Annotated in this window: 6 protein-coding genes; all 6 read left to right on the forward strand. The window is 60.6% G+C overall.

Annotated elements, in window-relative coordinates:
• Positions 1-853, forward strand: an 853-nt coding sequence (locus ACXWUF_RS14665; RefSeq protein WP_458495393.1) for an SDR family oxidoreductase, incomplete at its 5' end; no start/stop codon positions are given.
• A gap of 35 nt (positions 854-888) precedes the next feature.
• On the forward strand, positions 889-1,812 hold the full coding sequence (locus tag ACXWUF_RS14670) for an N-acetylneuraminate synthase family protein (protein WP_458495394.1): 924 nt from the start codon (positions 889-891) through the stop codon (positions 1,810-1,812).
• Positions 1,809-2,330, forward strand: a complete 522-nt coding sequence (locus tag ACXWUF_RS14675) for a KdsC family phosphatase (protein WP_458495395.1) — start codon at positions 1,809-1,811, stop codon at positions 2,328-2,330. Before ACXWUF_RS14670 ends, ACXWUF_RS14675 begins: the two co-directional genes overlap by 4 nt.
• 307 nt (positions 2,331-2,637) lie before the next feature.
• Positions 2,638-3,927: a lysophospholipid transporter LplT gene (lplT, locus tag ACXWUF_RS14680; protein WP_458495396.1), complete on the forward strand. Its 1,290-nt coding sequence runs from the start codon at positions 2,638-2,640 to the stop codon at positions 3,925-3,927.
• Between the two features lie 66 nt (positions 3,928-3,993).
• On the forward strand, positions 3,994-4,443 hold the full coding sequence (locus ACXWUF_RS14685) for a hypothetical protein (protein WP_458495397.1): 450 nt from the start codon (positions 3,994-3,996) through the stop codon (positions 4,441-4,443).
• Between the two features lie 1,090 nt (positions 4,444-5,533).
• Entirely contained in the window at positions 5,534-7,567 is a 2,034-nt protein-coding gene (locus ACXWUF_RS14690; protein ID WP_458495398.1) for a choice-of-anchor D domain-containing protein, read from the forward strand.
• Positions 7,568-7,967 lie beyond the last annotated feature (400 nt).

A 7,967-nucleotide genomic window follows, 5' to 3' on the forward strand; every position in this document is an offset into this window, starting at 1 on the left:
AGTGCATGCCCGACCTACAACTGACCACCAATCACTATTCCCCATGCCAGCCGACCGCTTCAACCTCACCGACCGCACCGCCATCGTCACCGGCGCGGCGGGACTCCTGGGACGCCGCCATTGCCGGGCGCTGGCCGAGGCCGGTGCCTTGGTGATCGCCACCGACCGTGACCCGGACGCCACGGCCTGGGCGGTGGAGGATTTGGGCGCTTCCGCCATCCCCATCGCCGCCGATGTGACCGACCCGGACTCCGTGACCCGGCTGCTGGAATCGGTGCTGAAGCTCACCGGGCGGGTGGATGTGCTGGTCAACAACGCCGCCATCAATGACATGTTCGAGAACCCGGCGGAGGCGCTGGAGCAATCCCGCTTCGAGAATTACCCGCTGGAACTATGGAAGCGGTCATTGGACGTGAACGTGACCGGCGTCTTCCTCTGCTCGCAGATCATCGGCGCGGCAATGGCCCGCGCCGGGCGGGGCAGCATCATCAACATCGGCTCCACCTACGGCGTGGTGGCGCCGGATCAATCCCTGTACCGCGACCCGGCGGGGAATCAGCGCTTCTTCAAATCCCCGGTCTACCCGACCACCAAGGGCGCGGTGCTGGCCTTCACCCGGTTCCTGGCGACCTATTGGGGTCACGCTGGCGTCAGGGTCAACGCCCTATCACCGGGCGGGGTGGAGAACGGCCAGGACGAGTTCTTCATCCAGGAATACGCCCGCCGCACGCCGCTGAACCGCATGGCGGCCCCGGACGATTTTCTGGGGGCGCTGGTGTTCCTCGCCTCCGACGCTTCCGCCTATGTGACGGGCGCCAACCTGCTCGTCGATGGCGGCTTCACCATTTGGTGATCCACCGGCTTTTAAACCTGACTGCGAGACGACACATGAGCATTGGAACAAGCGAACGGGCTGTGCAAATCGGCGAGCGACTGGTGGGCGACGGCCATCCCGTCTATGTCATCGCCGAGATCGGCATCAACCACAATGGTTCGGTGGATACCGCCAAGGAGCTGATTTTCGGCGCGGTGGGCGCGGGGGCCGACTGCGTGAAATTCCAGAAGCGCACCCCGGAACTGTGCGTGCCCAAGGATCAATGGCACTTGGAGCGGGACACCCCCTGGGGCCGGATGACCTACATCGACTACCGGCGCCGGGTCGAATTCGACGTGGACCAATACATGAAAATCGACCGCTATTGCCGCTCGCTCGGCATCGACTGGACGGCCTCCTGCTGGGACGAGCCGTCGGTGGACTTCATGGAGCGGTTCAACCCGCCCTTCTACAAGATGGCCAGCGCCTCGCTGACCGATATTCCGCTGTTGCTCAAGGCCCGTTCCACCGGGCGTCCGCTGATGATTTCCACCGGCATGTCCACCATGCAGGAAATCATCGACGCGGTGAAGGCGGTGGGCACCCGCGACCACGCCGACCGGCCCAATCTGCTGATCGCCCATGCCACCTCGACCTATCCGTGCAAAGTGGATGAATTGAACTTGAAGATGATTTCCACCCTGCGCCAGCGCTACCCGGACGCGCCCATCGGCTATTCCGGCCACGAGACCGGCCTGTCGCCGTCCCTGGGCGCCGTGGCCCTGGGCGCCAGCTTCCTGGAGCGCCACATCACCCTGGACCGGGCCATGTGGGGCACCGATCAGGCGGCGTCAGTGGAGTTGGTGGGCTTCGAGCGGCTGGTCCGCGACGTGCGCGACATCCACCGCTCCCTGGGCGACGGCGTCAAGCGGGTCTACGAGAGCGAGTATGGCCCGCGCCAGAAACTGCGCCGGGTCCAGGCGGGAGTCCAGCCATGAAATCCGGTTGGATGCCGCCTGATTTCGCCCAACGCGCCCGCCAACTGAAATTGGTGCTGACCGATTGCGACGGCGTGCTGACCGACGGCGGCGTCTATTACTCGGAGCGGGGCGAGGCACTCAAGCGCTTCAACATCCGCGACGGGATGGGGGTGGAACGGCTGCGCAATCTGGCCGGGATAGAGACCGGGATCGTCACCGGCGAATTCTCCGGCTCGGTCAGCCGCCGGGCGGAGAAGCTGGGCATCGTCGAATGCCACCTGGGCGCCAAGGACAAGCGGGCGGTGGCGCTGTCCATCATGGAGCGGCTGAACCTGGGCTCCACGGAGGTGGCCTACCTGGGCGACGACGTGAACGACCTGCCCGCCTTCGGGGTGGTGGGGTTGACGGCCTGCCCCGGTGACGCCCTGGACGCGGTGAAAGCCGCCGCCGACATGATCCTGGAACGGCCCGGCGGCTGCGGGGTGTTCCGGGAGTTTGTGGAGATGGTGTTGAAGGCGCGGGGGGTGGCGGGGTAGCCGCGTGTCCGCCGTGGGAGTGGGCTTTAGCCCGCGACTGCCGGGTCTGATTGCGGGCTAAAGCCCGCTCCCACAGTTTTCGCGTAGGTTGGGGTGACGTAGGAACCCCAACGCTTTCAGGTCGGACTTCCGTTGGGGTTCGTGCCTCACCCCAACCTACCTATTGGCCCAATGGGCGTTTGTATGGATATGGGCAAGCTTGCTTTGGACTCCAATGTCCGGCCTCACCACATGATTTACGTGTTTCGGTGGGCATGAACACATGCCCACCCTACAAACTGCATCGGCATAAAACAAAAACATCCCCATGGACAAAAACATCCACCCCGCCCAAGCGTCCCGCGCCGATTCCAACCCGCCCGACATCCGCTCCCAAAACAAAGGCTTCTACATCATCCTCGCCGCCCAGTTCTTCTCCTCCCTGGGCGACAACACCTTGCTGTTCGGGGCCATCGCCCTCTTGAAGGAGATGCAGGCGCCCTCCTGGCAGACGCCGATCCTTCAGCAGTTCTTCACCTTCGCCTACATCCTGCTGGCGCCCTTCGTCGGCTCCTTCGCCGACGCCCTGCCCAAGGGCCGGGTGATGTTCATCAGCAACGGCGTCAAGATGGTCGCTTGCGCGGCCATGCTGGCCGGCGTGCATCCGCTGATCGCCTACAGCTTCGTGGGGCTGGGCGCGGCCATGTATTCCCCGGCCAAGTACGGCATCCTCACCGAATACTTCCCGCCCCGGCGGTTGGTGTGGGCCAACGGCTGGATGGAGGGGCTGACCGTCGCGGCCATCATCCTGGGGGCCATCATCGGCGGCCTCTTGATCGGCGAGCGGGTGGGCGGGGCCGTGGCGGTCTGGCTCAAGTCGCTGCCCTTCAACGGCGGCATCGACTCGGCGGCGGAGTTGACCATCCTGGCGGTGTTCGGCTTCTTCATCATCGCCGCCCTGTTCAACCTGTACGTGCCCAAGCTGCCCATCGACCACACCCTGCCCAAGAAGACCCTGCCGTTCCTGTTGAAGGACTTCCGGGACAGCTTCGTGCGGCTCTGGAAAGACCCCCTCGGCCAAGTCTCGCTGGCGGTGACTTCGATCTTCTGGGGGGCGGGGACGGTGCTGCGGCTCATCATCCTGATCTGGGCGGCGGCGGCGTTGAATCTGGATATGGAGCAAGCCACCCAACTCACCGCCGTGGTGGCGGTCGGCATCGCCTTCGGCGCGGCGCTGGCGAAGGACGTGCCGCTGGAGCATTGCGTCAGGGTGTTGCCGGTGGGCATCGCCATGGGGCTGACCGTGGCCGCCATGGTGTGGGTGAGCGATTGGCGCATCGCCCTGCCCATGCTGGGCTTGATCGGTGCCATGGGCGGCTATTTCGTGGTGCCCATGAACGCCTTGTTGCAGCATCGCGGCCATTTGCTGATGGGCGCGGGGCACTCCATCGCGGTGCAGAACCTCAACGAGAACCTGAGCATCCTGCTCATGCTCGGGGGCTACGCGCTGATGATCCGGGCCGATCTGTCGGTGAATGCCATCGTGGCGATTTTCGGACTGTTCATCGCCGCCGCCATGGCCGTGCTGACCAAGGCGCACGGGCACGATCAGGATTGATTCCACACCCACGCCAGACCCAGAAACAAAAACCGGTCACTAGACTTATAAAAAGGGGTTGATTCCATGATGGTGATCACTAATTGGTCGGTGGTTTCCCTGGTGGAGGAGGCGCTGGAATCCGACGGCGATACCCGTTTATTCCAATCCCCCGACCAGGAGGGCGAGTTATATTTGCTGGGTATGGTTATCGGAATCCGCCAGTTCTCGACGGTGAGACTGATCAGTCTGGCGGATATTCAGACCGTGTCCGGGGCTGTTATCAAGGTGGAGGGTCAGCAATATGAAATTCTGGATCCGAAGCCAACCTACGAGGAAGGCTTTCCCAACGCACGGGCGGAACTCCTGAATTCCGTGCGGCTAAGGCTGGATCGGCGCAAGCCCGCCTCCGGCACCTTCCGGTACTCGCGGGCGTCCATCAATTCAGGTGGGATCGGCCGCATGGTGAAAGAACTCGCCATTATTTACGCAGCCAGCGTGATTACCGGACTTATGGTGTTGAGTATTCTGAAATAGCCGAATGGTTAGCTTCCACAGTCCCTTCATTCTCGTGATGATTCGCAAATTTCGGGGCTTTTCCCGCCGGGCCGGGCCATTGGGGCGCTCTCGGAAGTCTGTTTGCGGTAGCGGATACTATCCCAACCTACCCGATCTGGTAGAAAACGCAAAGAACGTGGTGTCTTCTTAAGCGCCACGAGCAGGCCGGAAGCAAGCCCATCCTGAGCGCACATGCCGCGCCAAGCTAGCAAGCGCTGTCGAGTGTTTCGGCATCGATCTGGATGGCGCACTGAAACCCCCCGAGCAGTCCGAGGACCAACCGTTTCAACCACGGACGGTAACGCTTGGGTGAGCGTTCCCTCGCCTACGAATGGGCAGATTGCACTGGGTTCTGCAACCAAATTAGGTCTCGTCACTGTCCGCTTTCAGCCTTGCGGCCCCCGTATAGCACCGCTCCCCAAAGCGGTCATCGGGCGGAGTTGGCATCCGGGGCCGGGTGTCTCCTTTGGCCGAAGAGGCGCCCGATCCGTCCGGCATTGAATGCAAGGCCGACCGGAGTACCACAGCAATCCCAAGCCGATTTGTTGATACCACCCGTTTGGTCCCGGTTCTAGGCGGCCTCTCGCTCTGGCTATCCGGCTACGGGAAACGCCAGGCTATCCGGCTACGGGAAACGCCAAGCTTCCCGCAGATACTGTCGAATGCCCTGGACGCCTTCTATACGTACCGCCTTTTGTATGTGCCGCCTCCCCCTGATTGCGGATAGCCACTCCCATCGACCTGGATCAAACTTCCCACGGCTTCGCTGCGCATACCCGCATAACCCGTGCGAGGCACGTCCCGAACCCTCTCAACGACTCTGCTCAAAACTGTCCGCCGGTGAGCAAAGAGCGAACTCCAATGGAGGATGGTTTGATTCCTTAGATACTGGAAAAATGGGTAGTAGAGACTATCAGAGTGGCGCATTCATAGCTCCTGTTATTCTCAGTATTTAATAGCGGCCTTTGCAAATTTCACGGCTGGGATCAATTTCCTTGGGTTCGGCGACAGTCAGGCTCGTTAGGCTCATTAATCGGGCTGAAGCCTCATAACTGGACAGGAGAATGAAATGTTAAGAGCCGCCGTTTTCTCAGGACTATTGATATTGGGAATCACCAAAGCTCAGTCCGCAGAAGATTTGAGTAACATACTTGGCCTGATAAGGGCTGCCCCGGAGAATACCTGGATTAAAATGAATACGAATAAGTTCAGTGATGCCTGGGTCCCCAAGGAGCTTCGTCCTCCCTATCCATCTCATATCAATCCAGGCACTATTATCAATGCGTGGAGTTCGTTTGCATGGGACAGCAACCGCGGGGATTTGCTTATTTTTGGGGGAGGGCACGCAAACTACTCGGGCAACGAGGTTTACCGCTGGCGAGGCTCCACGCAAGAGTGGGAAAGGGCTTCACTGCCTTCCGCGCTTGATCCTACGACCCTGATCCCCGAAGGGGATACGCCGCAGTCATCGCACACCTATGACAACTCGGTATTCCTCCCAAAAGCAGATAGGTTCGTAACATTCGGGGGGGCGGCTTTTCAAACCGGAAGCGGTTTCTTTAAACAGAACCCGGACGGCTCCTTCGCAAGAACCGGTCCGTTTTTCTTCGATCCTGCCAAGGCTAACCCCAACGAGGTCGGCGGACCGGATGGGACGGGCGTAAACCCAAATACGCCCGGGGGAACTATGTGGCAGAATCGCGACCATGCCCTCGACCTACCGAGTTCCGTCATGGGAACCACGGATTACGCCTATCAAGACGGAAAGGAAGTCATTTACGTTTCCGGACCTAACGGCGGCGGTTTTGACCACACACTCGTTAAATACACCGTCACTGACCCCCAGGACCCAAGCCAGGATACCTGGGAGATCGTGGGTATAAATTGGATTGGCAGCGGCTCTCACGGGGCAGGGGCTTACGACCCTGTCCGGAACATCTACGTCAAGACCCTTTGGGATGGGGCCCCATTCACATTCTGGGATATCGACCAGGCTGGCCCGGGCAACCGCAACCGATGGGTACAACTCACATCCGTGCCGTCCTCCTTTTCGATAGCAGAAGGGAAGTTTGGGATGGAATACGATCCCGTTCGCGATCGTTTCCTCCTTTGGGGCGGTGGCGGCAATGTATATCAGTTGAATATCGGTAACAGGGATGGAACCGATTGGACCTTAAGCGAGCTTCCCTTGGGAATGAACACGGTAATGCCCCCGGACTATGTGGCGAGAGGAGGCGTTTTGGGCAAATGGCATTACGCGCCCAATTTGGATGTTTTCGTTGGCCTGGAAGGACCGAATGAGGGCAATGTCTGGTTCTTCAAACCGTCTGGCTGGATTGATCCCGGTCCCGCGGCCCCGGCCCCGGAACTCGCTCTGGGCGCCATCGCCCCCTTTGGCAATCAAACGGTGACAGCCAGCGGCGCAGCCCAACACGTCATTCTGAAAAATGTCGGCGCGGCGGCCTACAGCCTCCAGTCTATCGCCACCACCGGCGATTTCGCCGTCACCCACAACTGCGGCGCTAGCCTCCCGGCAGGCCAATCCTGCACTCTGCAAATCACCTTCAGCCCCACCGCCATCGGCGTCCAAACCGGCAATCTGACCCTGACCGGGGCCGACAGCGATCCACTGGTCTCCCCGCTGAGCGGCACCGGTATCGAATCATCCACACCCCTCGCCAGTGATCCACCGGCCTCCCCGCAAAGCGGCACCGGCACCGGTAACGAATCATCCATGCCCCTCGCCAGCACCAACCTAGCCATCAAAACCACCGCACCCAAATCAGCGCCACTCGGCAAAAGCGTGGCCTATAGATTCATCATCACTAACGAAACCAAGAAAACCACCGCCCCTGCTGTCATCGTCACCGGCCAGTTGTCAGACGGCGGCTCCTATACTCAAGTCCCGGCCTTCTGCGGTGTCACTGGACCCACCCTCACTTGTCAACTGAACGACCTTGCTCCCAAGAAGCGGAAAGCGTTCACCGTCAAGGCCAAGCCCAGCGGAAAAGGCAAACTTACCTTCGTTGCCAGCGTCACCGGCAACGTGTCCGATCCCAAGCCGGTCAACAATACGGTGACGGTTTCAACTACCGTAAAGTGAAGCTCGACAACGGGCTTCATTGTTTCCCTTCCACCCGGAAGGCGGGATGGGCACGCGGGGGGCCCGCCCGCCGCCGACCAAACGGATGGCAATGACCAACGTGCCATCACGGCGGAAATTGTATCCCTATACTCAATTACCAATCCGAGCAGCCAGGGCTATAAAGATGCTCGTGCCCATTTGAGCGGTAATGTGGGTGGTCAGGAAACCAAAGCAAGCCACCTCTTCAATTTATTCCAGCATGTCTTTATAGGGGGATACGGCTAAGGGCAGTAAGCCTTCAACGCTCCCATCTGTAATCCGCTGAGCCGCCCGGTCATGCTCGGCCTTTTGCGCGAGGTGGAGCGATGGCGTTATCGGCCTATTGGCAGGGGCATATCGAGGCCTGGCAGACGAGCGG

Source organism: Methylomagnum sp. (assembly GCF_054333355.1).

Coding starts and splice junctions, on each gene's coding strand:
- ACXWUF_RS14685 (WP_458495397.1), top strand. CDS start 3,994: ATGATGGTGATCACTAATTGGTCGGTGGTTTCCCTGGTGGAGGAGGCG.
- ACXWUF_RS14675 (WP_458495395.1), top strand. CDS start 1,809: ATGAAATCCGGTTGGATGCCGCCTGATTTCGCCCAACGCGCCCGCCAA.
- ACXWUF_RS14670 (WP_458495394.1), top strand. CDS start 889: ATGAGCATTGGAACAAGCGAACGGGCTGTGCAAATCGGCGAGCGACTG.
- lplT (WP_458495396.1), top strand. CDS start 2,638: ATGGACAAAAACATCCACCCCGCCCAAGCGTCCCGCGCCGATTCCAAC.
- ACXWUF_RS14690 (WP_458495398.1), top strand. CDS start 5,534: ATGTTAAGAGCCGCCGTTTTCTCAGGACTATTGATATTGGGAATCACC.